General features: G+C 66.7%; 22 protein-coding genes. 12 read left to right on the plus strand and 10 right to left on the minus strand.

Annotation, left to right across the window (positions count from 1 at the left end):
- Positions 1-11 precede the first annotated feature (11 nt).
- Both ASF98_RS04645 and ASF98_RS04650 read left to right on the plus strand, forming a co-directional pair.
- Positions 12-1,598: a sensor histidine kinase gene (locus ASF98_RS04645; protein WP_055798114.1), complete on the plus strand. Its 1,587-nt coding sequence runs from the start codon at positions 12-14 to the stop codon at positions 1,596-1,598.
- 54 nt (positions 1,599-1,652) lie between these two features.
- Positions 1,653-1,829 (plus strand): CsbD family protein, encoded by a 177-nt coding sequence (locus ASF98_RS04650; protein WP_055798117.1) that lies wholly within the window; start codon positions 1,653-1,655, stop codon positions 1,827-1,829.
- An 88-nt stretch (positions 1,830-1,917) separates the two neighbouring features.
- Here the strand turns inward: ASF98_RS04650 and ASF98_RS04655 are convergent, their stop codons facing one another.
- Positions 1,918-2,775 (minus strand): hypothetical protein, encoded by an 858-nt coding sequence (locus tag ASF98_RS04655; protein ID WP_055798120.1) that lies wholly within the window; start codon positions 2,773-2,775, stop codon positions 1,918-1,920.
- Between the two features lie 260 nt (positions 2,776-3,035).
- Between ASF98_RS04655 and ASF98_RS04660 the strand changes: the two genes are divergently transcribed.
- The 8 genes from ASF98_RS04660 (at position 3,036) to ASF98_RS24990 (ending at position 10,882) form a co-directional block, all read left to right on the plus strand.
- Positions 3,036-3,836 carry a hydroxypyruvate isomerase family protein gene (locus ASF98_RS04660; protein WP_055798123.1) on the plus strand — a complete coding sequence of 267 codons (801 nt, stop codon included), beginning with the start codon at positions 3,036-3,038 and terminating at the stop codon, positions 3,834-3,836.
- Positions 3,725-4,771: a 2-hydroxy-3-oxopropionate reductase gene (locus ASF98_RS04665; RefSeq protein WP_268760407.1), complete on the plus strand. Its 1,047-nt coding sequence runs from the start codon at positions 3,725-3,727 to the stop codon at positions 4,769-4,771. Before ASF98_RS04660 ends, ASF98_RS04665 begins: the two co-directional genes overlap by 112 nt.
- Before the next feature lie 128 nt (positions 4,772-4,899).
- Positions 4,900-6,678: a glyoxylate carboligase gene (gcl, locus tag ASF98_RS04670; RefSeq protein ID WP_055798128.1), complete on the plus strand. Its 1,779-nt coding sequence runs from the start codon at positions 4,900-4,902 to the stop codon at positions 6,676-6,678.
- Between the two features lie 2 nt (positions 6,679-6,680).
- Complete coding sequence (locus ASF98_RS04675; RefSeq protein ID WP_055798131.1) at positions 6,681-7,886, plus strand: glycerate kinase; 1,206 nt, start codon at positions 6,681-6,683, stop codon at positions 7,884-7,886.
- On the plus strand, positions 7,879-9,222 hold the full coding sequence (allB, locus tag ASF98_RS04680) for an allantoinase AllB (RefSeq protein ID WP_055798134.1): 1,344 nt from the start codon (positions 7,879-7,881) through the stop codon (positions 9,220-9,222). The genes ASF98_RS04675 and allB overlap by 8 nt, the downstream gene beginning before the upstream one ends.
- A gap of 11 nt (positions 9,223-9,233) precedes the next feature.
- Positions 9,234-9,968, plus strand: a complete 735-nt coding sequence (locus tag ASF98_RS04685) for a winged helix-turn-helix domain-containing protein (protein ID WP_055798137.1) — start codon at positions 9,234-9,236, stop codon at positions 9,966-9,968.
- Between the two features lie 86 nt (positions 9,969-10,054).
- Entirely contained in the window at positions 10,055-10,534 is a 480-nt protein-coding gene (gene bcp / locus ASF98_RS04690; RefSeq protein WP_055798141.1) for a thioredoxin-dependent thiol peroxidase, read from the plus strand.
- 213 nt (positions 10,535-10,747) lie between these two features.
- The gene (locus tag ASF98_RS24990; RefSeq protein ID WP_268760408.1) at positions 10,748-10,882 is read left to right on the plus strand and encodes a hypothetical protein; all 135 of its coding nucleotides are present in this window, start codon (positions 10,748-10,750) and stop codon (positions 10,880-10,882) included.
- Between the two features lie 151 nt (positions 10,883-11,033).
- Here the strand turns inward: ASF98_RS24990 and ASF98_RS04695 are convergent, their stop codons facing one another.
- Positions 11,034-11,999 (minus strand): polysaccharide deacetylase family protein, encoded by a 966-nt coding sequence (locus ASF98_RS04695; protein WP_055798144.1) that lies wholly within the window; start codon positions 11,997-11,999, stop codon positions 11,034-11,036.
- Positions 12,000-12,013: 14 nt separating this feature from the next.
- Positions 12,014-13,549 (minus strand): purine-cytosine permease family protein, encoded by a 1,536-nt coding sequence (locus ASF98_RS04700; protein WP_055798154.1) that lies wholly within the window; start codon positions 13,547-13,549, stop codon positions 12,014-12,016.
- A gap of 108 nt (positions 13,550-13,657) precedes the next feature.
- On the opposite strand from ASF98_RS04700, the gene ASF98_RS04705 reads away from it, so the two are divergent.
- Positions 13,658-15,247 (plus strand): PucR family transcriptional regulator, encoded by a 1,590-nt coding sequence (locus tag ASF98_RS04705; RefSeq protein ID WP_055798157.1) that lies wholly within the window; start codon positions 13,658-13,660, stop codon positions 15,245-15,247.
- A 170-nt stretch (positions 15,248-15,417) separates the two neighbouring features.
- On the opposite strand, the gene purU is transcribed toward ASF98_RS04705, so the two are convergent.
- Genes purU through glyA form a run of 7 tightly spaced genes read right to left on the minus strand, consistent with a single transcriptional unit; the run spans position 15,418 to position 24,326 of the window.
- A complete protein-coding gene (gene purU / locus ASF98_RS04710) occupies positions 15,418-16,323 on the minus strand; it encodes a formyltetrahydrofolate deformylase (protein ID WP_055798160.1) in 906 nt (301 codons plus the stop codon).
- A gap of 3 nt (positions 16,324-16,326) precedes the next feature.
- Entirely contained in the window at positions 16,327-17,700 is a 1,374-nt protein-coding gene (locus ASF98_RS04715) for an L-serine ammonia-lyase (RefSeq protein ID WP_055798163.1), read from the minus strand.
- On the minus strand, positions 17,700-18,335 hold the full coding sequence (locus ASF98_RS04720) for a sarcosine oxidase subunit gamma (RefSeq protein WP_055798165.1): 636 nt from the start codon (positions 18,333-18,335) through the stop codon (positions 17,700-17,702). The genes ASF98_RS04715 and ASF98_RS04720 overlap by 1 nt, the downstream gene beginning before the upstream one ends.
- Positions 18,328-21,285: a 2Fe-2S iron-sulfur cluster-binding protein gene (locus ASF98_RS04725; protein WP_055798168.1), complete on the minus strand. Its 2,958-nt coding sequence runs from the start codon at positions 21,283-21,285 to the stop codon at positions 18,328-18,330. Before ASF98_RS04725 ends, ASF98_RS04720 begins: the two co-directional genes overlap by 8 nt.
- Positions 21,282-21,713 carry a sarcosine oxidase subunit delta gene (locus tag ASF98_RS04730; RefSeq protein WP_055798170.1) on the minus strand — a complete coding sequence of 144 codons (432 nt, stop codon included), beginning with the start codon at positions 21,711-21,713 and terminating at the stop codon, positions 21,282-21,284. The genes ASF98_RS04725 and ASF98_RS04730 overlap by 4 nt, the downstream gene beginning before the upstream one ends.
- Before the next feature lie 40 nt (positions 21,714-21,753).
- On the minus strand, positions 21,754-22,974 hold the full coding sequence (locus ASF98_RS04735) for a sarcosine oxidase subunit beta family protein (RefSeq protein WP_055798173.1): 1,221 nt from the start codon (positions 22,972-22,974) through the stop codon (positions 21,754-21,756).
- The gene (gene glyA / locus ASF98_RS04740; protein ID WP_055798176.1) at positions 22,971-24,326 is read right to left on the minus strand and encodes a serine hydroxymethyltransferase; all 1,356 of its coding nucleotides are present in this window, start codon (positions 24,324-24,326) and stop codon (positions 22,971-22,973) included. Before glyA ends, ASF98_RS04735 begins: the two co-directional genes overlap by 4 nt.
- Positions 24,327-24,512: 186 nt before the next feature.
- Between glyA and ASF98_RS04745 the strand changes: the two genes are divergently transcribed.
- A complete protein-coding gene (locus ASF98_RS04745; RefSeq protein ID WP_055798219.1) occupies positions 24,513-25,184 on the plus strand; it encodes a GntR family transcriptional regulator in 672 nt (223 codons plus the stop codon).
- Positions 25,185-25,388 lie beyond the last annotated feature (204 nt).

Consider the following 25,388-nt stretch of genomic DNA (forward strand, 5'->3'; position numbering starts at 1 on the left):
GATCCAGCGCCATGAGCGATCCAACGGCCCGGAAACCGGGCGAAAGCGCCACAGTGAACGACCCCGGCACTTCCAGCTGGAAGGCCAAGATCTCCTCCGTGAGGTTCCGCGTTGTGGCCGCCATGCTGGCCATGATGGCCGCCGGGCTGTGCGTTGCCGGCTTCATTACCTTTGCCGTCCAGTTCCAGGAGGCGGACGCCCGGGTGGACCAGGCGCTCCTGGACAAGGCCGAGGCTGTCATCAAGCTCGCAAGGACGAGTGACGCTGCAGCCACAAAGACATTCACGAAGCAGCTACGCGATGCCGCGGACGACATTGAGCCCCGCAGCAACGAAGTCATGGGAACCATCCGGGACGGGAAGGTTACGTGGACACTCGAAGGCGCATCGGACGAAAGGCTGCTGGCCAAGGATATGTACCCGGCGGCCGCCGCGCTCGCGAATGCCTCCGGTACCGCCTTCGGCGACCTGAACTTTGAAGGACGACGGCTCCGGACTGTGGTCCTGCCCGTTCCGGCAGCCAACGAACCCACCCTGACCTACTTCCTGGTGGGCAAGGAGACCGCCGACCAGCGCGAGCACACCGTCTCCTCCGTGCACACGTACACCCTGGTTGCGGCCGGCACGCTCCTGGGCGCTGCAGCACTGGGAAGCCTGGTGGCCGGCCGCCTCCTGAACCCGCTCCGCCGCCTCCGCGAAGCCACCCAGGTGGTCAGCCACGAGGACCTCACCCAGCGCGTTGAAGTGCGAGACGGATCCGACGACGTGACCCTGCTCGCCAAGACGTTCAACACCATGCTCGAACGGCTGGATGAAGGCGCGAGGCAACAGCAGCAGTTCCTGGACGACGCCGGACACGAGTTGCGCACACCACTGACGATTCTGCGCGGGCACCTGGAACTGGTCTCCATCGATGACCCGGAAGACGTCGCCACCACCAGGGATGTGCTGCTCGAAGAGGTGGACCGCATGCAGCGGCTGGTGGACGACCTTCTCATGCTCGCCAATGCCAGCCACCCGGACTTTGTCCGGAAAGAGCCCGTCAGGGTGCCGGAATTCCTGCACCACGTGATGGAGAAGGTCCACGTGCTGGCGGACCGCACGTGGGTCATTGACGAAACCGCGGACTGCACCATTGAGGCGGACCCCCAGCGGCTGACGCAGGCGTTGGCGCAGCTGGCCGCGAATGCCGTCAGGTACACCGACAGCACGTCCACCATCGCCCTGGGCAGCAGGATCGACCACACCGCGCAATCCGAGGAGAACTACGCCCCGGAATCCGGCACCCTGCTGATCTGGGTGCGGGACACCGGCACCGGCATAGCCGCCGAGGACCAGCAGCGGATCTTCGAACGTTTCGGCCGTGCGGCCCACGGCCGCGGAGACCACGGATCCGGGCTCGGGCTGGCCATCGTATCCGCCATCGCCCAGGCCCACGGCGGAGCGGTAACGGTGCACTCCGACGTCGGCCTTGGATCCTCCTTCATCATCCGGATTCCGCTGCAGACTCAGGACGTCCCGGTCTCCGCCGTGTCGGGTGCCGCCAGGATTTCGGCATCAGGCCATCGCGAAGTAGCAGCCAGAGTTCCTACAATTTAAGTGGCGGGAATTGCGGCAACCAGCCGCATCGGCCGCACCACAAGGAGGACCGCAATGAGTTTGGGTGACAGGATCCACAACGCCGCGGAGCGACTACACGGCAAGGGAAAGAAAGCCGCCGGGGAAGCCAGCGGCGACCGCCGCATGAGGGCCGAAGGCAAAGGCCGCGCCATCAGGGCCGACCTCAAGCAGGCCGGCGAAAAGTTCAGGCATGCCTTCAAGCGGCACTAGTATCCGGCTGGATCAAGGGCTGGCTCCGTAAGGAGCCAGCCCTTCCATGTGTCCGCCGCCGGCTGACCGATGGCGGCGGCTTGCGACGCTACGGGGTCACGGTGGACGTAGGCGACGGCGAGGAAGTGGCGCCGTCCCCTGACCCCGTTTCCTTCGGCGTCGACGATTCCGAAGGGGTCACGGTGACCGTGGCCGTGCCCGTGGACGAGGCGGTGCCGGTGGAGGTCGGGCTGGCACTCGCCGTTCCGCCTTCAGCCTTTTGCAGGACCCGGTTGATTACCTCTTCCAGCTCCTTCTGATCACTGCTCCCAAGGTCCGCGCCGCCCTTCGTGGCAACAACCAGGAGCCTGCCCTCGGCGGCGGAGACCTGCATCAGCATGTCCGCGGTGCCGGTTCCGCGCGTGCTGACGGTGGCGAAGGTTTCCTCGGCGTCCGTCTCGGCCTGCAGTTCCTTGCTGGAGACTTCGTATTTCTGGCCCAGCACGTCAAGGGAGAACTTGTCGCACTGATCCATCTTGCCGCTGAGCTCCTGGAGCAGTCCGACCGCGTCGGGCCCTTCGCTGCCGGACTGGGCTGAGACAGTACGCGGCTCTTTGCTCTCTGAAATGGCGACTGCCACCTCCCCCTTGTCCACCGTGTCCAGCAGGCCGGCGGTGGCGATGGATTTGCAGCCCTCGGGGTCGGTCTTCGCCGCGCTCATGAGCAGGCTTGCAATGCGCCCGCCCTGGTCCACCTGGTCCTTGGAATAGAGCTTGAGCTCGTTGCCTTCGGCGTCCTTCATGCCGGAGATCAATACGCGGAGCTCGTCCTCGGTATACACCTTGTCCTGGGCCGCCTCGGTGGTGGCGGTCGTCGCCGTGGGGCTCGCGGTGCCGCCCCCACCACCCGTGCACGCCGCCAATGCGAGGACCGCTGCTGCCAATCCGAGAACCGGTACTTTGCCCACCTGAACCACTCCTTCAAGATACGAAGCATGCTTACGATCTACAGCTTAAGGCTTTCGGGTCGGGGACGGTAGCCGGATTCCACGAAAAGTGCCAGCATCGTCACCCCTTGACTCCACACGCCTCCCTTCCCTACACTTTTCATAAAGCAGAATCTAATTTCCACCAAGTGAAAATATCTCGCAGAATCGCCTAGCGGAATCGCGAAGCGGCGAGAAGCTTAGGAAGCTAGATCAAAGCCCCCTCCTCGGAAGGACCTACGATGACGTACACAGTGAACTGCTCCATCCTGCTGACAGAGCTGCCCCTGCTCGAGCGGCCCGCCGCCGCGAAGGCCGCCGGCTTTGACGCCGTCGAGTTCTGGTGGCCTTTTGAAACTTCCGTCCCCACCGACGCCGAGGCCACGGCCTTCGAGCGCGCCATCACCGACGCCGGCGTGCAGCTCACCGGCCTGAACTTCAACGCCGGCAACATGCCCGGCGGCGACCGCGGACTGGTCTCCTGGAAGGGACGCTGCTCCGAGTTCAAGGACAACATCGACGTCGTCGCCGGCATCGGCGAGCGCCTCGGCTGCAAAGCCTTCAACGCCCTGTACGGCAACCGGCAGGACGAATTCACCCCGGAGGAGCAGGACGAACTGGGCGCCAGGAACCTGGCCGCCGCAGCCGAAGGAGTGGCCCGCGTCGGCGGCACCGTCCTGCTGGAACCGGTCAGCGGCGCCCCCAGGTACCCGCTCCTCAAAGCCCAGGACGCACTTGACGTCATTGCCCGGGTCAAGGAGGAATCCGGCGCAGAGAACATCAAGCTCCTCGCCGACTTCTACCACCTGGCCGTCAACGGAGACGACGTCGCCGCCGTCATCGAAAAGCATGCGAAGGACTTCGGCCACATCCAGATCGCCGACAACCCCGGCCGCGGGGCTCCCGGAACCGGAGAGCTTCCCCTCGGCGAATGGATCGCCCGCAGCCGCGAACTCGGCTACGAAGGCTACATCGGCCTCGAATACAAGGAACCGCAGGAAACCGCCTTCAGCTGGGCCATCCGCCAGCGCGTCAGCCAGTAGCAGTTTCGACGAGCTCAACCACCCGCACCACCACAGACTTCAGAAAGAGAACCACAATGAGCAACGTTTCAGTCATCGGACTCGGAATCATGGGCCTGCCCATGGCCATCAACCTCGTCAAGGCCGGCCACACCGTCACCGGTTTCAACCGCAGCCAGGACAAGATCGACAAGCTGGTCTCCGAAGGCGGCAAGGGCGCCACGAGCATCGCGGACGCCGTCAAGGACGCCGACGTCGTGATCACCATGGTCCCGGACTCCCCCGACGTTGAGGGCGTAGTCAGCGGACCCGAGGGCGTCTTCGCCAACGCCAAGAAGGGCACCTTGTGGATTGACGCCAGCAGCATCCGCCCGGACGTCGCCAAGCGCCTGGCCGAGGACGCAGTCGCAGCAGGCATCCGCCCGCTCGACGCCCCGGTCTCCGGCGGCGAACAGGGTGCCATCGACGCCGCTCTCTCCATCATGGTCGGTGGCGAGAAGGCCGACTTCGAGGCAGCCCAGGACGTCCTCAACGCCGTCGGCAAGACCATCGTCCACGTCGGCCCCGCAGGCTCCGGCCAGACCGTCAAGGCAGCCAACCAGCTGATCGTCGCCGTCAACATCGAGGTCCTGGCCGAAGCCATCGCCTTCCTTGAGGCCTACGGCGTGGACACCGACGCAGCCCTCAAGGTCCTCGGCGGCGGCCTCGCCGGCTCCAAAGTCCTGGACCAGAAGGGCCAGAAGATGCTGGACCGCAACTTCGACCCCGGCTTCCGCCTGGCCCTGCACCACAAGGACCTCGGCATCGTCACCTCCGCCGCCCGCGAAGCCAACGTCGCCGTCCCTCTCGGCGCCGTCGTCGCACAACTCGTTGCCGCCACCGTCAACCAGGGCGACGGCGCACTGGACCACTCGGGCCTCTTCAAGCAGGTCCTCCAGCTCAGCGGCCGGAAGTAAGGCACCTCCGGCAGTAGCCGGACAACAAGCAAAACCGGGCAACCGCCGTCGTCCATCAACGACGGCGGCTCCCCCACCACACCCGAAAACAGCCCGAGAGGGCCCCAAAGTTTCCCTAGGAGTACACCATGACCAAGATGCGCACCGTAGACGCTGCCGTCGCGATCCTGGAAAAGGAGGGCGCCACCGAGGCGTTCGGCCTGCCAGGCGCGGCAATCAACCCCTTCTATTCGGCCATGCGGGCCCACGGCGGGATCCGCCACACGCTGGCCCGCCATGTTGAAGGCGCCAGCCACATGGCGGACGGCTTCAGCCGCGCCAAGGACGGCAACATCGGCATCTGCATCGGCACCTCCGGCCCGGCCGGCACCGACATGATCACCGGCCTGTACGCGGCGTGGGCCGATTCCATCCCCATGCTCTGCATCACCGGCCAGGCCCCCGTGGCCAAGCTGCACAAGGAAGATTTCCAGGCCGTGGACATCGAGTCCATCGCCAAGCCCGTCACCAAGATGGCCATGACCATCCTGGAACCCGGCCAGGTTCCCGGCGCCTTCCAGAAGGCCTTCCAGCTGATGCGCTCCGGCCGCCCCGGCCCCGTCCTGCTGGACCTGCCCATCGACGTGCAGATGGCCGAGATCGAATTCGACATCGACACCTACGAGCCCCTGCCCGTTGAGAAGCCCAAGGCCAGCCGCAAGCAGCTGGACAAGGCCCTGGACATGCTGACCGCGGGTGAGCGCCCCCTGATCGTGGCCGGTGGCGGCATCATCAACGCCGGCGCCTCCGAGCAGCTGGTTGAACTGGCCGAACTGCTGGGCGTTCCCGTCATTCCGACCCTGATGGGCTGGGGCGCCATCGCTGACGACCACCCGCTGATGGCCGGCATGGTGGGCCTGCAGACCTCGCACCGCTACGGCAACGAGAACTACCTGCGCAGCGACTTCGTGATCGGCATCGGCAACCGCTGGGCCAACCGCCACACCGGCGGGCTGGACACCTACACGGCCGGCCGCACCTTCGTGCACATCGACATCGAGCCCACGCAGATCGGCCGCGTGTTCTCCCCGGACTTCGGCATCGCGTCCGACGCCGGTGCGGCGCTGGCCGGGCTGATTGAGCTGGCCCGCGAGCGCCGGGCCGCCGGATCCCTGCCCGACTACTCCGGCTGGGCCGCCGAGTGTGCCGAACGCAAAGCCAGCCTGCACCGCAAGACACACTTCGACAACATCCCCATCAAGCCGCAGCGCGTGTACGAGGAGATGAACAAGTCCTTCGGCAAGGACACCACGTACGTTTCCACCATCGGACTGTCCCAGATCGCCGGCGCCCAGATGCTGCACGTGTTCGGCCCGCGCAAGTGGATCAACGCCGGCCAGGCAGGGCCCCTGGGATGGACCGCTCCGGCCGCCCTGGGCGTTGTCCGCGGCAAGCCGGACGAGACCGTTGTTGCCCTGTCCGGTGACTACGATTTCCAGTTCATGATCGAGGAGCTGGCCGTGGGTGCGCAGTTCAACCTGCCGTACATCCACGTGGTGGTCAACAACTCCTACCTGGGCCTGATCCGCCAGTCCCAGCGCGGCTTCAACATGGAACAGAACGTGTCCCTGGCCTTCGAAAACATCAACTCACCGGAAACAAACGGCTACGGCGTGGACCACATCAAGGTGGCCGAGGGCCTGGGCTGCAAGGCCATCCGCGTGGAGGACCCCAGCGACCTGGGTTCCGCGTTCGACAAGGCCAAGGCGCTCATGGGCGAGTTCAAGGTTCCCGTGGTGGTCGAAGTGATCCTGGAGAAGATCACCAACATCTCCATGGGCGTGGAAATCAACGCGGTCAACGAGTTCGAGGAACTGGCCGAGACCAGCGCCGACGCCCCCACCGCCATCCTGGCGATGCAGGCCTAACCATGCGGATCGTGATCGCCCCGGACAAGTTCAAGGGCTCGCTGTCCGCCCCGGACGTGGCCCGGCACCTGGCTGCCGGGCTGCAGTCCGCCACGGGCCACAACCTTGAGGTACTCCGGATTCCGGTGGCCGACGGCGGCGAGGGCACCCTCGATGCCGCCGTCGGCTCCGGCTTCTCCCGCCGGAGCGCCACGGTCAGCGGCCCTACCGGGCAGCCGCTCCGGGCGGACTTTGCCGTCCGCGGCCGCGAAGCGGTCATCGAAATGGCAGCGGCTTCCGGCCTCGCCGTCCTCCCCGGCGGCACCTTGGATGCCAAGGGCGCCACCAGCCTGGGCACCGGTGAACTGATCCGGGCGGCGCTCGACGCCGGATGCCGGCAGATCATTCTCGGCGTCGGCGGAAGCGCCAACACCGACGGCGGCGCGGGCGTCCTGCAGGGACTGGGCGCGCAACTCCTCGACGCCGACGGCAACGAACTGCCGCCGGGCGGCGCGGCCCTCGCCAGGCTGGACCGGATCGACTTCTCGGACTTCGATTCCCGCCTGGACGAGACGCGCTTTGTCCTGGCCAGCGACGTGGACAACCCCCTGCTCGGGGCGGAGGGCGCTCCCGCGATCTTCGGCCCGCAGAAGGGCGCCACGGCGGACGACGTCGGAACCCTGGACGCGGCGTTGCAGCATTTCGTGGACGTCCTCGCCGCCGAGATCGGGACCCGCGCACTGAAGGCCGCGGAGGCACCGGGTGCCGGAGCGGCAGGCGGCGTGGGCTACGCCGCCATCGCGGTCCTGGCCGCAACGCGCAGGCCTGGCATCGACGTCGTGCTTGAATTCACCGGGCTGGCCGACCGGCTGGCTGGCGCCGACCTGGTGATCACCGGCGAAGGCAGCCTGGACGAACAGAGCCTGCTCGGCAAGACGCCCATGGGCGTGGCGCGTGCTGCTGAACGGGCCGGCGTTCCGGCGGTGGCCGTCTGCGGCCGGACCACCCTGACACCGGAGCAACAAAAGGATTCCGGATTCCGGCAGGTCTACCCGCTGACCGCGTTGGAGGCCAAGGTAGAAATATGTATAGCCGAAGCAGGACCCCTGCTTGAACAATTGGGAAAGCACATCGGCGCGGAATTGGCGGACCTGACCCAGGCCCCCGCCCCGGCCGGTTCCACCGCGCCGGTGAACAGCGCCCGCACTAAGGAGCCCCTCAATGTCTGAAGAACGCTTTGACCTCGTTATCCGGGGCCAGCGCATCCTCACCACGGCCGGCATCGCGCCCCGTGAAGTGGGCGTGCGCGGCGGCAAGATCGTGGCCATCGAACCGCTCGGCAACGGCCTGGCCGGCAGCGAAGTGGTCCAGCTCGCCGACGACGAAACCCTGATTCCCGGCCTGGTGGACACCCACGTCCATGTCAACGAGCCCGGCCGCACCGAGTGGGAGGGCTTCGCGTCCGCCACCCGCGCCGCAGCGGCCGGCGGTGTCACCACCATCATCGACATGCCGCTGAATTCCATTCCGCCCACCACCACCGTGGAAGGCCTCAAGCTCAAGCGTGAAGTGGCCGAGGACCAGGCGTTCGTGGACGTCGGCTTCTGGGGCGGCGCGGTTCCCGGCAACAAGGCGGACCTGCGCCCGCTGCATGACGAGGGCGTGTTCGGCTTCAAGTGCTTCCTGCTGCACTCCGGCGTGGACGAGTTCCCGCACCTGGAAGCGGACGAGATGGAAGAGGACATGGCCGAGCTCAAGTCCTTCGACTCGCTCATGATCGTCCACGCCGAGGACTCGCACGCCATTGACCGCGCACCCCATCCGGGCGGCGACCACTACTCCACCTTCCTGGCCTCCCGCCCCCGAGGCGCCGAAAACAAGGCCATCGCCGAGGTGATCGAACGTGCCCGGTGGACCGGCGCCCGCGCCCACATCCTGCACCTCTCCTCCTCGGACGCGCTCCCGATGATCGCCTCCGCAAAGCGCGACGGCGTCCACCTCACTGTGGAGACCTGCCCGCACTACCTCACGCTCATGGCCGAGGAGATCCCCGACGGCGCGACTGCCTACAAGTGCTGCCCGCCGATCCGCGAGGCCTCCAACCGCGAGCTGCTCTGGAGGGGCCTGCAGGACGGCACCATCGACTGCATCGTGTCCGACCACTCCCCGTCGACGCTGGATCTGAAGGACCTGGAGAACGGCGACTTCGCCGTGGCCTGGGGCGGTGTCTCCTCGTTGCAGCTGGGCCTCTCGCTCATCTGGACCGAAGCCCGGCACCGCGGCATCCCGCTGGAGCAGGTTGTGTCCTGGATGGCCGAGAAGCCGGCCGCCCTGGCACGCCTGTCCAACAAGGGCCAGCTGGCACTCGGGTTCGATGCCGATTTCTCGGTCTTCGCCCCGGACGAGGCCTTCGTGGTGGATGTTTCCAAGCTCAAGCACAAGAACCCCATCACGCCGTACGACGGCAAGGCGCTCTCCGGTGTGGTCCGGAAGACATTCCTGCGCGGCCATGAGATCGACGGCCAGACCCCCGGCGGCAAGCTCATCCGCCGCGGCGGCGTCTGAGGAACCACGCCGTGGCTGTCCAGGTACATTCCCCGCGCGGCATATGTGCGTCCGCTACGGCGACCACTGCTCCGGCAACGCCTGGTCCGGCGAAGGCCGTGGCAGCGGCGCGGGGTCCGCAGCTCAAGGCCCATGGCCTGGCCGTCTGGGTGACGCCGGACGGCGGGCAGGACATTGACGATGCCATGATGGTTCGCGCCGCGGAACTGTTGCTGGCGCGTGCCCTGAAAATTGCTCCGGAGGCGGAAGTCCATGTCTGGCCCGCCGCCGGAGCTGCAACTTCCGCTGCCGAGGCTGCCCTGCCGGGGGGACCGCACGGGGCAGCCGGCAGCGGAACCCGGGTGCCGTCGTCTGCCCTTCCGGAGGACTCCCCGGAAGTGGACGACGACGGCGCCACTCCCCTGCCTCCGTCGGCCGGTCCCGCGAGCCTGGTGTCAGTGGATCTTGCCGCCGGCGAGGTTCTGCTGGACGGCAAGCTGGTGGCGCTGACCGGCGTCGAATTCAAGCTGCTGCGCTACCTCGTGGAAAACTGTTCGCGGGCCATCAGCCGTGAAGAGCTGCGGCTTTTCCTGGAATCATTCGATTCCCCAGCGGCGGCCTCCCGTTCCATCGATGTGTATGTGGGCCGGGTGCGGCGGAAGCTGCGCCGCGGCCGGCATGCGATCGCCACGGTGCGCGGCGGCGGCTACCAGTTCGTCCCGGGCCCGCACACAAAAGTTCGCGGCCCCGCGGAATACTGCATCTGAAACGGTGGTTGTGCCAGTAGAAACCAGCGCAGCCAGCCCGTTCAGTACGCAGGCTTTGTCAGTAATCAGACTCCCGAAGGATCATCATGACCCCCACTCTGACCACCAAGCTCCAGCCCGGAACCCAGGCACCGGACTTCACCCTGCCGGACGCTGAGGGCAAGCCGACGTCGCTGGCCGACTACCGCGGCAAGAACGTCATTGTGTACTTCTACCCGGAAGCGGCCACCCCGGGCTGCACCACCGAGGCGTGCGATTTCCGCGACAGCCTCGAGTCCCTGCAGGGTTCCGGCTACGAGGTGCTCGGAGTTTCCCCCGACGCCCCCGAGAAGCTGGCACACTTCACCGGCGACTTCGCGCTGACCTTCCCGCTCCTGGCCGACGAGGACCACGCTGTTGCACTGGCCTACGGCGCCTGGGGCGAAAAGCTGCGCGACGGCGAGGTGACTGAAGGAATCGTCCGCTCCACCGTGGTGCTCGACCCCGAAGGCAAAGTGAAGCTGGCCCAGTACCAGGTCAAGGCCCAGGGCCACGTCGCGGCGCTGAAGGAAGCCCTGGGCGTCTAGCCTCCCGCCCACTACCAGGACGCTCTCTCACTTCCTGCGCCTTTTGCCCGAACGCTCTCTCACCCGGTGAACTGGTCCACGGTGAGAGAGCGTTCGGCTTTAAGCGGCAGGAAGTGACGGAGGGTTTGCTGGTCCGGGCGGCGGGGGCCTGTGGACGGGTCATACCCGCGACATGGGGCGGGCACAGTAACGTCACAGCTGTCCCGGGGAATGTTGACCGGACCATCCCCCGAGCTTTCAGAAGAACCCTCCAGCGACGGCCTCACCGGGGAGGAACTGGCGGAGCAGAGTGAAACGCTCCGCCCGTTCATCGAGGAACGCACCGAAGCCCTCAAGGACCAGGTCTGACGCGTTCCGCCGAGGCCCGCCCTTCCCAACGCTCTCTCACTTGTTGCGCCAAAAGCCGGAACCCTCTCTCACTGTCTTGAAGAAAGTGAGAGAGGGTTCCGGCTTTTTCGGTAGATAGTGAGAGAGGGTCCGGTGGTTCGGTTGGCCAGGGTTAGTGGTGGAGCCGGTCGGAAGCCAGCGCTGGCTGGCGGACCTGCGCCGGAGTGAAGCGGGCGCCGGCGTCGGGGAAGCCGGGAACCTCGATCCGCGCGTGGCTGTGGACTTCAGAAACCGTGTCCCGCGTGTGCTCGGCGATCTTTGCCATCGTGGTGACCCACATGCCGTCCATGGCCTTGACCCGGCTGATCAGCTGCTCGAGTGCCACGGCCTTGGAGGGCCGGCCCGAGATGAACGGGTGGTTGGTCAGCACGAAACAGCTCCCGGCAGCGTGGTGCGCCTCGGCTTCCAGCGTCCACATCTCGAGCACCTTGGCGGGGCTTTCGATGACGCCGCTGCCGGTCACTCCGGGATAGAACGCGTACTGCTCCCAGTCGTCCAATGCCCAGTCGACCGGGATCTCGACCAGGTCCCTGGAGTCACCCTCGGCGACGCTGAATCGGTACGGTGCATCGCCGTCGAGCAGGCTTGAATCGTAGAGGAAGCCGCGGTCTGCAAGGAGGGCCGGCGAGTGCCAGTTGAGCTCCCACCAGGGGGCGCGGTAGCCCACGGGCCGGACGCCCGCCACCTTGGCCAGTGCTTCCAGTCCACGGTCGATGTACCGCGCCTCGGTGGCGGCGTCGATTCCCTGCATGGGTTCGTGCAGGTAGCCGTGGTGGGCGATCTCGTGGCCCGCGTCCACGATCCGCCGCACCACGTCGGGGTAGCTCTCGGCCGTGAAGCCGGGGATGAAGAAGGTGGCCTGGATATCCTGGCGCTGCAGGATCTGCAGCAGCCGCGGCACAGCAACCTTGGGTCCGTATGACTGGTGGGTCATGAGCGACATCCGGCGCGTGCTGGTGGGATCGTGGGCGATGGTGCAGGACTCCGCGTCCACATCGAACGTGAAGGACGCGGCCGCCCGGTAGCCTTCGGGCCAGGTGATGGGATGGGCGGAGTCGGGGAAAGCGGGGAATTCCATGGTCCGGTTCCTTTCTACAGTGAGACTGCGGTCGTGGTTGCCGGGCGGACTGACGTTTCGGTTGCAGTGTCTTCCGGGACGGTTACCTGCTGAGCTGCGGCACTGGCCAGAAACTTGCGGTGAACCCGGGGACCAAGTACTGCGTAGCTTGCAGCACTGCTGAGTCCGCCGGCCAGCCAGGACAGGTCCCAGCCGCCCAGGGCCACGGCGATGGGGCCCTGCATTGCGGGGACAAGCCCGTACATGAACAGCCAGGTGGCGAAGATGCCGACCAGGAGGGATACGACGCCGGCCCAGTTGACTCCGGGGAGCCGCTTGGTACCCACGCGGTCGAACAGCCGCGAGGCGTCACTGGGCCAGCGCTTCTCGACCCAGAAGTAGTGCACCAGCATGACGCCGCCCCAGGCGGCCACCCATGCCACGAGTCCGATCAGCCAGGCATCCAGCACTGCGGCGAAGTCTTCCTGGAAGATGAAGAACACGACGGCGGCCAGCGAGAACACGCCGACGAATAGGTTGAGCTTGCGGCGGCTGATGGTGATGTCGAGCGCCTGCGTGGCGACCGAGAAGGTGTAGATGTTCAGGATGTTGGTGGCGATGGGCCCGTGCAGGACCATCAGGAGCACGGGAAGTGCGAGGACGCCGAAGTTCTGGACAATCAGCTTTCCGGGATCGATCTCGCCGCTGTTGGTGGCGAGGCTGGCGCCCAGGATTCCGAGCCAGACGACGGGGATGAACTGGCCCAGGACTGAGGCCAGGTAGACCTTGCGCTTGGGCACTTCGGTGCTGACGAAGCGTGAGTAGTCGGCGGCGTAGGTGAACCAGGTGATTCCCCAGCCGATGCCGATTGCCGTCATGACAGCGCTCATCGCGGCGATCCGCTCCGAGCCTTCAAGGATGTTGCCGGCAGGTCCGGCGTAGGACCAGTTGATCTTCATGCCGAACCAGGCGACGGCGGACATGACCGCAAGGATGATGATAGTGGGCGGCACTGTCCACTTCTCAAATGCTGCGATGGCCTTGTAGCCGAACCAGGCGATGGCAACCTGTGCAGCCATGATGGTGGTGGCGACGCCGATCTTCCACGCGTAGTTCTGGGCAGTCGGGTCAACCCAGCCGAGGGTTCCGAACAGCGCCATGACCAGGTCCAGGATGATCCATGTGTTCACCGCACACCAGCCAATGACCAGCAGCGCCTGGATGGCGGCGGGCAGGTAATTTCCGCGCCTGCCGAATGCCGCACGGGCCAGCACCATGCCTGTTGCCCCGGTCTTCTGGCCGAGCAGGACGAAGCAGCCGAAGAGGAGCATCCCGATCAGGTTCCCCAGGACCAGAACGGTGACGGTGTCGGCAAAACCAAGCCCGAGGTGGATGCCCAGGGCGCCGAGCACCCAGTTGATGGGTGCGAGGTTTGCGCCGGCCCAGATCCAGAACTGGCCGGATACCTTCCGGGTCCGCTGGGATTCGGGAATGGGCTGAAGCCAGGCTTCGACGTCTTCGCCGGCTACGGGCGTTTGGCCGGCCGGGACTGCAGTGGAGTTGTGTTGCATGGGGGGCCTCCGTAGGGGGAAAGGGGTATATCCAGATTATGTGTTGCAGGCCACACCCAACAAGATACGATGTGTACATCAAAACGACCCTTTGCATTACGGAGCGTCATGCCGATCAAGCTCAGCGATGTCATGAACCACGCCACCTTCACTGCCGCGGATCCGGTGCTCCGCGCCTGCGCGGCCGCAGCGGCCGATACGCAGCTGCGATGGGTCCACTCCAGTGAGGTTCTGGACATTGCACCGTTACTTAGCGGCGGCGAACTGCTCCTCACCGGCGGCGACGCCCTGGTCACAGCCTCGGACGCGCGCCGCGTGGAGTACATCCGCCAGTTGGCTGAGCGCGGCGTCGGTGCGCTGGCGGTGGAAACGGGCCAGCGGCTCGCGTCGCTTCCCTCCTCCATGGTCCGGGCGGCGGAGGAAGCCGGACTGCCGCTAATCGAATTCCGTAAAGTGGTGCCGTTCGTGGGCATCATGCAGGCCATCAATTCGATGCTGGTCAGCGAATCCGTGGCCCACCTGCGCCGTGCGGACGAGGCCAGCCATGAGATGGCTGTTGAGCTGGCCCACGGGAGCAGCCTGGACCAGATCCTTGCCGTCCTGGCCGGAATCATTGACGCGACACTGGAGCTCTCGTCCGTGTCCGGTGTGACGCTGGGCAATGCCGGCCCCAACGGCGCCGGCACCCGGCCGGAGGGCACCGGCTCTCCGACCGACGGCGCCGGCAGTGACGAGGAGCCCGGACACACGGCCGGCACGGGCACTGACGGCACCGTCATCAACATCGATGTGCCGGTCCGCGGTGTGCCGTCAGCGAGGCTGATCATCACCGTCCCGGCCGACGGCGACATCAACCTCGCGCGCGTTGCCGGCGGCCGCTGCGTGGACATCCTCTCGCTGGCCCTGCTGCAGCGGATGCCGCCCGGGTTGAAGGAAGTGGCAGGGACTGCACTGCTGCGCGCCGTCAGTTCCGGCAGCCAGCCGTGGCGGCTCCAACAGCTCTCGCCGGCCGCCGGCATTCCGCCCTCGGCGACGATGGTCGCCGTCGTCGTCCGGACATCCACGTCGCAGCAATTGCGGGTGGCCATGGACAAGATCCTCAAGAAGTCGGCCCAGCAGAGTGCCAGCTACGTGGACAATGCGGAGGTCCTGGCGCTTGCCGCCCTTCCGTTCGACGGGGCCGCGTCGGCGCGGGCCGAACTCGTTGCCGCGCTGGAGGAGCTCCCGGTTGAGGCCGGAACCATGACGGCGGTGGGGCCGCTGGCAGCCGGGATCGAGAACGCGCCGTGGTCGCTGTCGGAGGCGAAAGTCGCACTGGATCTTGCGGTAAACAGTTCACTCCGCGCTGCGGCGCGGCCGACGTCGGACACCGGCGGCGTGGTGCTCGACGTCGAAAATCTCGCCGTGGAACGTCTGGCGGCACAACACCTGGACCAACGTGCGCGGCAGGATTTTGTCCGCCAGCAGCTGGGGCCCGTGCTGGATCACGATACCCGGCGGAATTCGCAGCTGCTGGAAACGCTGGCTACGTGGCTCGACTCCGGCTGCAACACGGCGCAGGCCGCACGGGAGCTGCACGTGGAGCGGCAGTCGATGCACCACCGGCTGCAGCGGATCTTTGAGCTGTGCGGCGGGGATCCGCGCGGAACCGGCCGGCTCGCCGCGCTCCACCTGGCCACCCGGCTGGCCGCGCCGTAGCCCGGCCCGGACGGGACCGCCCAAAGCGCCCTATCCCCCGGGACGCTCTCTCACTTAACGCAGGAAAAGCCGGGACGCTCTCTCACTTCCCCCAAGGAAGTGATAGAGCGTCCCGGCAAAACCGACAGGAAGGGAGAGAGCGTCCCGGCTCCCGGCAAAACGGGCAGGACCTAGCGGAGCACCACGGTCCGGTTGCCCTGCAGGATCACCCGGCCCTCGCAGTGCCAGCGGACTGCGTTGGACAAAGCCTTGCACTCCGTGTCGCGGCCGGCGGCCACCAGGTCTTCCGGGCCGTAGGTGTGGTCCACCTCAACCACCTGCTGGGCGATGATGGGCCCCTCGTCCAGTTCGCCGTTGACGTAGTGCGCGGTGGCGCCCACGGTCTTCACGCCGCGGGCGTAGGCCTGGTGGTATGGCTTGGCGCCCTTGAAGCTGGGCAGGAACGAGTGGTGGATGTTGATCGCCTTGCCGTCCAGCTTGCGGGTGAGGCCGTCGCTGAGCACCTGCATGTAGCGGGCCAGCACCACCAGCTCCACGTCGTACTCGTCCACCAGTTCCAGCAGCCGCGCTTCGGCTTCGGGCTTGGTGGCGGCGGTGACGGGCACGTGGAAGAACGGGATGCCGTGCCATTCCACCAGCGCCTGGTGGTCGGTGTGGTTGGAAACCACGGCCACCACGTCCACCGGGAGTTCGCCGATCCGGGCACGGAACAGCAGGTCGTTGAGGCAGTGCCCGAACTTGGACACCATGATCAGCACCTTGCGCTTGGAGCCGTGCGGCTCCAGCCGCCAGCTCATCCCGAAGCGTTCGGCCACCGGACCAAAAGCGGTCCGCAGCGTGTCCGCGGTCGAGGCATCGCCGTCGGACGCAAAGTGCACCCGCATGAAGAAGTGCCCCTCGGACCGTTCGCCGAACTGCTGGTTGTCGATGATGTCGCAGCCGTGTTCCAGCAGGAAGCCGGACACGGCATGGACGATGCCCGGCGACTCGCTGCAGTCCAGGGTCAGGACGTGCTCCACGGTGGTGGCCGGGGCGGCGGCTGACGGCAGGGAAGTTTCAGTCTCAATGGCAGTCATGGCTCAGCACTCAATCACGTTGACGGCGAGGCCTCCGCGGGAGGTCTCCTTGTACTTGGTTTTCATGTCGGCTCCTGTTTCGCGCATCGTTTTGATGGCTTTGTCGAGGGATACCTTGTGGCTGCCGTCGCCGTGCAGGGCAAGGCGGGCGGCGTTGATGGCTTTCACACTGGCAATGGCGTTGCGTTCGATGCAGGGAATCTGCACCAGGCCGCCCACGGGGTCGCAGGTCAGCCCGAGGTTGTGTTCGATGCCCACTTCGGCGGCGTTTTCCACCTGTTCGGGCGTGCCGCCAAGCACCTCGCACAGCCCGGCCGCCGCCATGGAGCAGGCGGAGCCCACTTCGCCCTGGCATCCCACTTCCGCACCGGAAATGGAGGCGTTGATCTTGAACAGGATCCCGACGGCGGCCGCGGCCAGCAGGAAGCGGACCACCCCGTCGTCGTCGGCTCCGGGAACAAACTTGGTGTAGTAGTGCAGCACCGCCGGCACAATCCCGGCGGCGCCGTTGGTGGGGGCAGTGACGATGCGCCCGCCGGCGGCGTTTTCCTCGTTCACGGCCAGCGCGAAGAGGTTCACCCATTCCATCGCCCGGAGCGGATCGGTCACGCCGGTGTCCGCCGTCAGGGTTTTGAACAACGACGGCGCCCGGCGCCTGACGTTCAGCCCGCCGGGAAGGATTCCTTCCGCGGCGCAGCCGTTGTCCACGCATTCGCGCATGACGGCCCAGAGCTTCAGCAGCTCTGCGCGGAGCTCGGCTTCGCTGCGCCACACCAGTTCGTTGGCGAGCATGACGTCGGAGATGGACATCCCTTCCCGGCGGCAGATCTCGAGGAGTTCGTCGGCCGTGGTGAAGGGGTACGGCAGCGGGGTGTCGTCCGCCACCACTTTGTCGCCGGCGTCGGCGTCCCCGTCAACAACGAAGCCGCCGCCGATCGAATAGAAGCTCCGTTCGCTGAGGACGGCGCCCTTGTGGTCCAGCGCGCGGAAGGTCATGCCGTTGGGGTGGGCCGGCAGGGACTTGCGGCGGTGCAGCACCACGTCCTCGTCCCAGTTGAAGTCCACCCGGTGGTCCCCGCCGATCCGGAGTTCGGCGTCGAGCGCGGCGGCAGCCACCTGGTCGTCCGCGGTGGAGGTGTCCACCGTTTCGGGGTCCAGGCCCTGGAGCCCGAGCACCACGGCTTTATCGGAGCCGTGGCCCCGGCCGGTGGCGCCGAGCGATCCGAACAGTTCCGCCTGGACCCGCGTGGTGGCGCTCAGGTGGCCGTCACCTTTGAGCCCTTCGGCGAACAGTTTCGCCGCCCGCATCGGGCCGACCGTGTGTGACGACGACGGCCCGATGCCAACGGAGAAGAGGTCCAGGGCGCTCAGCGCCATCAGGGCACCTCGGGGGAGGCGTATTCCCTCATGGCGTCCAGGAGCCAGCGGCCCAGGAAGTCCGCGAACGAAGCCCGCGGGAAGAGCCGGAAGCTCTCCTCGCCGGACTTCAGCAGGACCACCGGGATGTTGCCCACCTCGGTGTTCAGGGCTGTCCCCGGCTTGATGCTGCGGGGGTGCAGGTCAACGGCGCAGCCCTTCTCCAGGACGGCGCGGGCACGCGGGCCGGAGAGTTCGAACGTGGTGCGGTTGGCGGAGAGGTCCACCACCTGGCCCGGGGCGTCGCCCAGGGCCGCCGTGAGGGAACCGATCAGGTCTCCGCCCAGGGAGTCGTGGGCTTCTTCCGGTGCCACCACCAGGAACTCGGCCGGTCCGAGCCACAGGACGCTGACGCCGTCCGAGCCGGCCACTTCACCGCACCGTGCCGGCAGGCCGCCGGCAACTGACGCGATCCGTGAGCCCTGCTCGGAGCGGGGGTCCACGCGGATCCCGGCCATGGTCTGGAACGGGCCTTCCTTCAGGACAACCGTTCCCTCTACGGAACCGGCTTCCAGTGCGGAGGCCAGGTGGGAGGCCGGGCTGCGGCGGATGTCCCGGAGTCCATTGATGCCTTCGAGTGCTGCGGTGTTAGCCATCTTTGCGGGTCCCTTCGGGGTCAAAAAGTACGGTTTCGGCGATGACGACATCAACCAGCTGGTCTCCGGCTGCGGCCACGAGGGTCTCGCCGATGCGGTTGCGGCCGTTCTTGATCAGGGCCAGGCCAAACGACCGGCCCAGGGCGGCGCTGTGGTAGCTCGAGGTCACGAAGCCCTGCATGGGGACGGGTCCGTAGGCAGGGTTGACGGTGATGCCCTTTTCCACGAGCTGGGTGCCTTCCGGCAGCCGCAGCGTGCCGTCCACGGGAAGGACGCTGACCAGGTGCTTGCGGTCCTCGCGGCTGGCGTCGGTCCGCGAGTAGGAGCGCTTGCCGATGAACTCCTTGGCCTTGGAGACCACCCATTCCATTCCCGCATCCTGCGGAGTGACGGTGCCGTCGGTGTCCTGGCCGACGATCGGGTAGCCCTTTTCGGCGCGGAGCACGTGCATGGTTTCGGTGCCGTAGGGGGTGATGTTGAATTCGGCCCCGGCGGCTGCCACGGCTTCCCAGGTGTTGAGCCCGTACCAGGACGGCACGTTGATTTCGTAGGCCAGCTCGCCGGAGAACGAGATCCGGCAGATCCGGGCCTGAACACCGGAGGCCAGGGTGGTTTCGCGGAACGTCATGAACGGGAAGGCTTCCGCTTCCAGGCCGCCCTCAGCGGCCAGTTCGGGCGCCAGCTTCGCGATCACTGCGCGGGACTTGGGCCCGACGACGGCAATGGTGCTCCACTGTTCGGTCACCGAGGTGCAGTGCACGTCCAGCTCAGGCCATTCGGTCTGCAGCCATTCCTCCAGCCAGTCCAGCACCTTCGCGGCGCCGCCGGTGGTGGTGGTCATGAAGAACCGGTCCTCGTCGAGGCGCAGGGTCACGCCGTCGTCGAAAATCATGCCGTCCGGGCCGCACATGACGCCGTAGCGGGCGGAACCCGGGGCGAGCTTCTTGAACGCGTTGGTGTAGATCCGGTTGAGGAACTCACCGGCGTCCTTGCCGCGGATTTCGATCTTGCCCAGCGTGGTGGCGTCCATGAAGCCCACGGATTCGCGGACTGCAGCGCACTCGCGCAGCACGGCGGTGTCCATGTCCTCCCCGGCCTGCGGGTAGTACCAGGGGCGCTTCCACTGCCCCACGTCCTCGAACAGTGCGCCCTTGGCAACGTGCCACGGCTGGATCGAGGTGACGCGGGCGGGGTCGAACAGCTCGCCGCGCTGGCGTCCGGCGAGTGCCGCAAACGCCACCGGGGTGAACGGTGCCCGGTAGGTGGTGGTGCCGATGTCGCCGATGCCGCGGGACGCTTCGCCTGCCGTGCGGAGTGCGGCTGCGATGACGCCGATCGCGTTGACGCCGGAGGTCTTGCCCTGGTCGTTGGCGGTGCTGATGGAGGTGTAGCGCTTGATGTGCTCCACGGACCGCATGCCGGCACCGGTGGACCGCAGCACGTCAGCCACGGACTGGTCGCGCTGGAAGTCCACGAAGTGGTGGTGCCAGTCATCCGGTGTGCCTTCCTGGCCCGGAACCAGCCACAGCTGGCGGGTGGGGGCGGATGCCTTCGGCTCACCGATGACGGCGGGCTTGGTTTCGGATGCGAAGCCCGCGGCGATGGCTGCCGAGGCTCCGGCGGAGATGCCTTCGGCGAGGCAGTCCTCCAGTTCGAAGCTGCCGCGGCCCGAGCCGATGGTCTGCTGGTTCGGGACAACGGTGCTCGGCACGAAAGCGGCGAGCTCATCGTCCCAGCGCAGCTTGCCCTGCCGCTGGGAGTGCAGGTGCACCAGCGGGCTCCAGCCGCCGGAGACGGCCAGCAGGTCGCAGGCGATCTCTTCGACGCCGGAGGTGAGTTCGCCGTCGTCGTTGATGCTGCGGACGGTCACGCTGCTCAGCCGTCCGTCGGATGCACCGTCGCCGGACCCGGCAGCGGTGTTGGCTACGGCGCTGCCGATCAGCACGCGGGTACCGGATTCGACGGCGGCGGCAGCCACCTCGGTGAGCCGGGGGCGGGCGTCCACGACGGCGGCGACCTTGACGCCGGCGGCGCGGAGGTCCGCGGCCACGGCGTAGGCGCTGTCGTTGGTGGTGCTGATGACAACGCGCTGCCCGGCGGCAACGGCGTAGCGGTTGAGGTAGGTGCGGACGGCCGAGGCGAGGATGATGCCCGGGCGGTCGTTGTTCTCGAACACCAGCGGGCGTTCGTGGGCGCCGGGAGCCAGCACCACCTGGTTGGCACGGATGTGCCAAATACGCTGCCGGGAGACGCCGGGGGCGGCCGGGCTGGAGAGGTGGTCGGTGCGGTTCTGGACCGCGACGACGTAGTTGGCATCGTAGGCGCCGAAGGCGGTGGTGCGGTTCAGGACGGTGCATTCGGCTGCGGAGACGAGTTCGGCTTCCACATCCGCCACCCATTCCAGGGCCGGCTTGCCTTCGATGGCCTCGGCCAGCTCGGAGGCGGTGGAGCCGGACAGCAGCGTGCCGCCCAGTTCGGGCTGGTCATCCAGCAGCATGACGCGGGCGCCGGTGCGGACTGCTTCGCGGGCCGCGGCCAGGCCGGCGGGGCCGCCGCCGATCACCAGGACGTCCGTGTGCACGAACTTCTTGTCGTACTCGGCGCGGTCGTCTTCGGGGTCCAGTCGGCCCAGGCCGTTGAGCAGGTCCGCCTTCAGGCCGTCCACCAGGGTGACGGTGGTGGCGGGGAGCATCGACTCGGCCACGTGGCCCGGGAAGCGTGCTTCGACGCGAACCAGAGCGTTGGATTCCTCCACGCCGGCGGACATGATGCCGCGGGCGCGGCCCTCGTAGAGCGAGTTGCCCGCGGCGATCCGGCCGTTGGCGAGCAGGGCCGAGGCGAGCGTGTCGCCGGGGTGGCCCGTGAATTCCTCGCCGTCCACGGTGAAACGCCAGGAAATGCTGCGGTCGATGCGTCCGCCGGCGGCGAGGCGGGCGTTCTGGGAAGTCACTTGGTTGCTCCTTCCGGGGCGGTGGTGCTGGAGGCGGTGCTGGTTGGCGAGATGCTGGTTGCGGTGGTGCTGGGCGCAGCGGTGCCGGTGGTGGTGCTGTCAGGGGCGGTGCTGGCAGTTCCTGCGTCCGGGGCCGCCACGGCGGCCGCACCGGCCGCTGCCGGACGGGGGGTGCCCATCGGGTAGACGGCCTGGATGTCGTAGGTGACCGTGTCGCGGAGCATGTTGAACCACTGGCGGCAGCCGGTGCTGTGGAGCCAGCGTTCGGCGAAGGTGCCCTTGGTGTTGTCGCGGTAGAACAGGTACTCGGCCCACTCGCGGTCGGTCAGGTCGTTCGGGTTCTCCGGGTAGGCCACGTGGGCCTGGCCGCCGTAGTGGAACTCGGTCTCGTCGCGCGAGCCGCAGTTGGGGCATGAGATAAGCAGCATGTGCGTCTTCTTTCTATGAGTGCAGGGTCGCTGACGGCGGCTAGTGGGCCACGGCGGCTGCGCCGTGTTCGTCGATCAGGGCTCCGGTTTCAAAGCGTTCCAGCGCAAACGGCTTGTTCAGCTTGTGCGGGGTGCCCGTGGCGATGGTGTGGGCGAACGTGAGGCCGGCAGCGGGCGTGGCCTTGAAGCCGCCGGTGCCCCAGCCGCAGTTCACGAACATGTTCTCCACCGGGGTGGTGCCCACGATCGGCGAGGCATCCAGGGTGGTGTCCACAATGCCGCCCCAGGTCCGGAGCACGTGTGCCCGGGCAAAGATGGGGAAGAGCTCGACGGCGGCTGCCATCTGGTTCTCGATCACGTGGAAGGACCCGCGCTGGCCGTAGCCGTTGTAGGAGTCCACGCCGGCGCCCATCACCAGTTCGCCCTTGTGGGCCTGGGAGACGTAGACGTGCACGTGGTTGGACATCACCACGGTGGGGTGGACCGGTTCGTGCAGTTCGGACACCAGGGCCTGCAGCGGGTGGGACTGGATGGGGAGCCGGAAGCCGGCCATTTCCGCGAGGACCGAGCTGTGGCCGGCGGCTGCGAGGCCCACCTTTTCGGTGTTGATGGTGCCGCGGTTGGTCTTGACGCCTACCACGCGGTTGCCGTCCTTGACGAAGCCGGTGACTTCGCAGTTCTGGATGATGTCCACGCCCAGTTCGTCGCACTTGCGGGCGAAGGCCCAGGCCACGTGGTCGTGCTTGGCGATGCCTGCACGCGGCTGGTACGTGGCGCCCATGACGGGGTAGCGGATGTTGTCGCTGATGTTCAGGATGGGGCAGAGTTCCTTGACCTGGTCCGGCTCCAGCCATTCAGCGTCCACGCCGTTGAGTTTGTTCGCGCCGACGCGGCGGATGCTCTCGCGGACGTCGCCCAGGGTGTGGGCGAGGTTCATGACGCCGCGCTGGCTGAACAGGAAGTCGTATTCAAGTTCCTCGGGCAGGATTTCCCACAGCTTCAGGGCGTGCTCGTAGATGGCCGCGCTCTCGTCCCAGAGGTAGTTGGAACGGATGATCGTGGTGTTCCGGGCCATGTTGCCGCCAGCCAGCCAGCCCTTTTCCAGGACGGCGATGTTGGTCATGCCGTGGTTCTTGGCGAGGAAGTAGGCCGTGGCCAGGCCGTGCCCGCCGCCGCCCACAATCACGGCGTCGTAGGAGGACTTGGGCTCCGGGTTGCGCCAGAGGAAATCCGGGTGCTCCGGAAGCTGTTGGGTGCTCACTGGGCTGCTCCAATCAGGGCTGCTTCGAAGGCGGCAGTGTCGGTGCCGCTATTGAGGTGGGGGTAGAGGGGGAACTGTTCGGCAAGGGCGGTCACCCGGGCGCGGAGTTCGACGGCGGTGCTGTCGCTCAGGGACGTTGTCCCGGTGGTGCCGTTGCCGGCAGCGGCGATGAGCGCCGTCGCGATGATGTCCGCTACTTCGGCGAATTCGTCGGCGCCGAAGCCGCGGGTGGCCAGGGCCGGTGTTCCGATCCGGAGGCCGGAGGAAACCATCGGCGGGCGGGGATCGAACGGTACGGCATTGCGGTTGACGGTGATGCCGATCCGGTGCAGGGCGTCTTCGGCCTGCTGGCCGTCCAGTTCGGAGTTGCGGAGGTCCACCAGGACCAGGTGCACGTCGGTGCCGCCGTTGACCACGGAGATGCCTGCCGCGGCGACGTCGTCGCGGAGGAGCCGTTCGGCCAGAAGCTTGGATCCCTGCAGGACGCGTTCCTGGCGTTCCTTGAATTCCGGAGTGCCGGCTAGCTTGAAGGCCACTGCCTTTGCTGCTATGACGTGCTCCAGCGGGCCGCCCTGCTGGCCCGGGAACACGGCGCTGTTGATCTTGCGGGCGTATTCCTCCTTGGCCAGGATGACGCCGCCGCGGGGACCGCCGAGGGTCTTGTGGGTGGTGGTGGTGACGACGTCGGCGTACGGCACCGGATTGGGGTGCAGCCCTGCTGCCACCAGGCCGGCGAAGTGCGCCATGTCCACCATCAAGTAGGCGCCCACGAGGTCGGCGATGCGGCGGAACTCGGCGAAATCGAGCTGACGGGAGTAAGCGGACCAGCCGGCGACGATCAGCCGCGGGCGGTGCTGAAGGGCCAGCGCTTCGACTTCGGCCATATCGATGCGGAGGTCGGATTCACGGACGTGGTACGGGACCACGTTGTAGAGCTTGCCGGAGAAGTTGATGCGCATGCCGTGGGTGAGGTGGCCGCCGTGGGCCAGGTCAAGGCCCATGATGGTGTCGCCCGGGTTCAGCAGCGCGAACATGGCGGCGGCGTTGGCCTGCGCGCCGGAGTGCGGCTGGACGTTCGCGAACTCGGCGCCGAAGAGGGCCTTCACGCGGTCGATGGCCAGCTGCTCGACGACGTCAACGTGCTCGCAGCCCCCGTAGTAGCGCTTGCCCGGGTAGCCCTCGGCGTACTTGTTGGTCAGGACCGAACCCTGTGCCTCCATGACTGCGGAGGGGGCGAAATTCTCCGAGGCGATCATTTCCAGGGTGGACTGCTGGCGGCCCAGCTCATTGGCAATGGCCTGCTGGACCTCGGGATCGACTACCGAAAGTCGCTCGTTCAACTGCTCAACCACGGATGCTCCTTTGAAATACCACTATTGCTATGACTGATATATCAGTGTGAGGTCAATGGTATGATTGGGATCACAAGAGAGTCAATAGCGGGGAGCAAAGTGGCACTGAGCTTCCGGTTGGAACCCGATCGCTCAGTAGTGAAGCTGAGCGGTGAAGAACTGAGTAGCGATGAACGGAGCGGCACCTTGAATGCACTTCCTGCCCTGCCACCCGCCGAGGACGAAGTCCTGTCCCAGGCGGAGGCCGCCTACCGTCAGCTGCGCGACAAGCTGATCATGCTGGAGATCCGGCCGGGCGAACCCATCAATGACGGACAGCTGGCGGCCGAGCTCGGGTTTGGCCGCACCCCCGTGCGCGAGGCGATCAAGCGGCTGGAGGTGGACCACCTGGTGGTGTCCTATCCGCGCCGGGGAACCTTCGCCACCAACGTGGACTTCACCGAACTGGCCGACGTCTCGGAGGTCCGGGAGCTGCTGGAGCCACTGGCGGCACGCAGCGCGGCCACCCGGGCAAACGCCGCCATGCGCCGCGAGCTGCTGCACGTCGCCGACACCATTGCCGGGCTGGATCCCAATCCCAGCGAGTCCCGCGACCTCATGCGCTACGACCTGACCGTGCACCGGCTGATCTACAAGGCGGCAGCCAACCCGCACTTGGAAGACACCCTGATCCGCTACGACAACCTGGCCACCCGCATCTGGTGCCTGGTCCTGGACAAGGTGCCCTCGGTGAGCGGCCACGTCACCGAACACGTCGAGCTGCTCAAGGCGGTGGCCGCCGGCGACGCCGACAAAGCGGGCGAGCTGGCCCTGCACCACGTCACGAGCTTCGAAGAGACCATCCGCAAGGTGCTCTAACCAGCCCACCCACGATTAAGAACGAAACGCTCTCTCACTTCCTGCAATTAAGAACGAAACGCTCTCTCACTTCCTGCGATTAAAAACGAAACGCTCTCTCACAAGTGAAGTGGTCCCCGATAGTTGGACTGGCTAAATGGGATTCTAGGCCGCACGGGTCTGGGCACGGTATTGCACCGGACTCAGACCCTTGAGCTTTGTAGA

The organism is Arthrobacter sp. Leaf337 (assembly GCF_001423745.1).
Taxonomy (GTDB): domain Bacteria; phylum Actinomycetota; class Actinomycetes; order Actinomycetales; family Micrococcaceae; genus Arthrobacter.

Excerpts from the sequence above, each read along its gene's own strand:
- ASF98_RS04645 (WP_055798114.1), top strand. The coding sequence starts at position 12 with ATGAGCGATCCAACGGCCCGGAAACCGGGCGAAAGCGCCACAGTGAAC.
- ASF98_RS04650 (WP_055798117.1), top strand. The coding sequence starts at position 1,653 with ATGAGTTTGGGTGACAGGATCCACAACGCCGCGGAGCGACTACACGGC.
- ASF98_RS04660 (WP_055798123.1), top strand. The coding sequence starts at position 3,036 with ATGACGTACACAGTGAACTGCTCCATCCTGCTGACAGAGCTGCCCCTG.
- ASF98_RS04665 (WP_268760407.1), top strand. The coding sequence starts at position 3,725 with ATGGATCGCCCGCAGCCGCGAACTCGGCTACGAAGGCTACATCGGCCT.
- gcl (WP_055798128.1), top strand. The coding sequence starts at position 4,900 with ATGACCAAGATGCGCACCGTAGACGCTGCCGTCGCGATCCTGGAAAAG.
- ASF98_RS04675 (WP_055798131.1), top strand. The coding sequence starts at position 6,681 with ATGCGGATCGTGATCGCCCCGGACAAGTTCAAGGGCTCGCTGTCCGCC.
- allB (WP_055798134.1), top strand. The coding sequence starts at position 7,879 with ATGTCTGAAGAACGCTTTGACCTCGTTATCCGGGGCCAGCGCATCCTC.
- bcp (WP_055798141.1), top strand. The coding sequence starts at position 10,055 with ATGACCCCCACTCTGACCACCAAGCTCCAGCCCGGAACCCAGGCACCG.
- ASF98_RS04695 (WP_055798144.1), bottom strand. The coding sequence starts at position 11,999 with ATGGAATTCCCCGCTTTCCCCGACTCCGCCCATCCCATCACCTGGCCC.
- ASF98_RS04700 (WP_055798154.1), bottom strand. The coding sequence starts at position 13,549 with ATGCAACACAACTCCACTGCAGTCCCGGCCGGCCAAACGCCCGTAGCC.
- ASF98_RS04705 (WP_055798157.1), top strand. The coding sequence starts at position 13,658 with ATGCCGATCAAGCTCAGCGATGTCATGAACCACGCCACCTTCACTGCC.
- purU (WP_055798160.1), bottom strand. The coding sequence starts at position 16,323 with ATGACTGCCATTGAGACTGAAACTTCCCTGCCGTCAGCCGCCGCCCCG.
- ASF98_RS04715 (WP_055798163.1), bottom strand. The coding sequence starts at position 17,700 with ATGGCGCTGAGCGCCCTGGACCTCTTCTCCGTTGGCATCGGGCCGTCG.
- ASF98_RS04720 (WP_055798165.1), bottom strand. The coding sequence starts at position 18,335 with ATGGCTAACACCGCAGCACTCGAAGGCATCAATGGACTCCGGGACATC.
- ASF98_RS04730 (WP_055798170.1), bottom strand. The coding sequence starts at position 21,713 with ATGCTGCTTATCTCATGCCCCAACTGCGGCTCGCGCGACGAGACCGAG.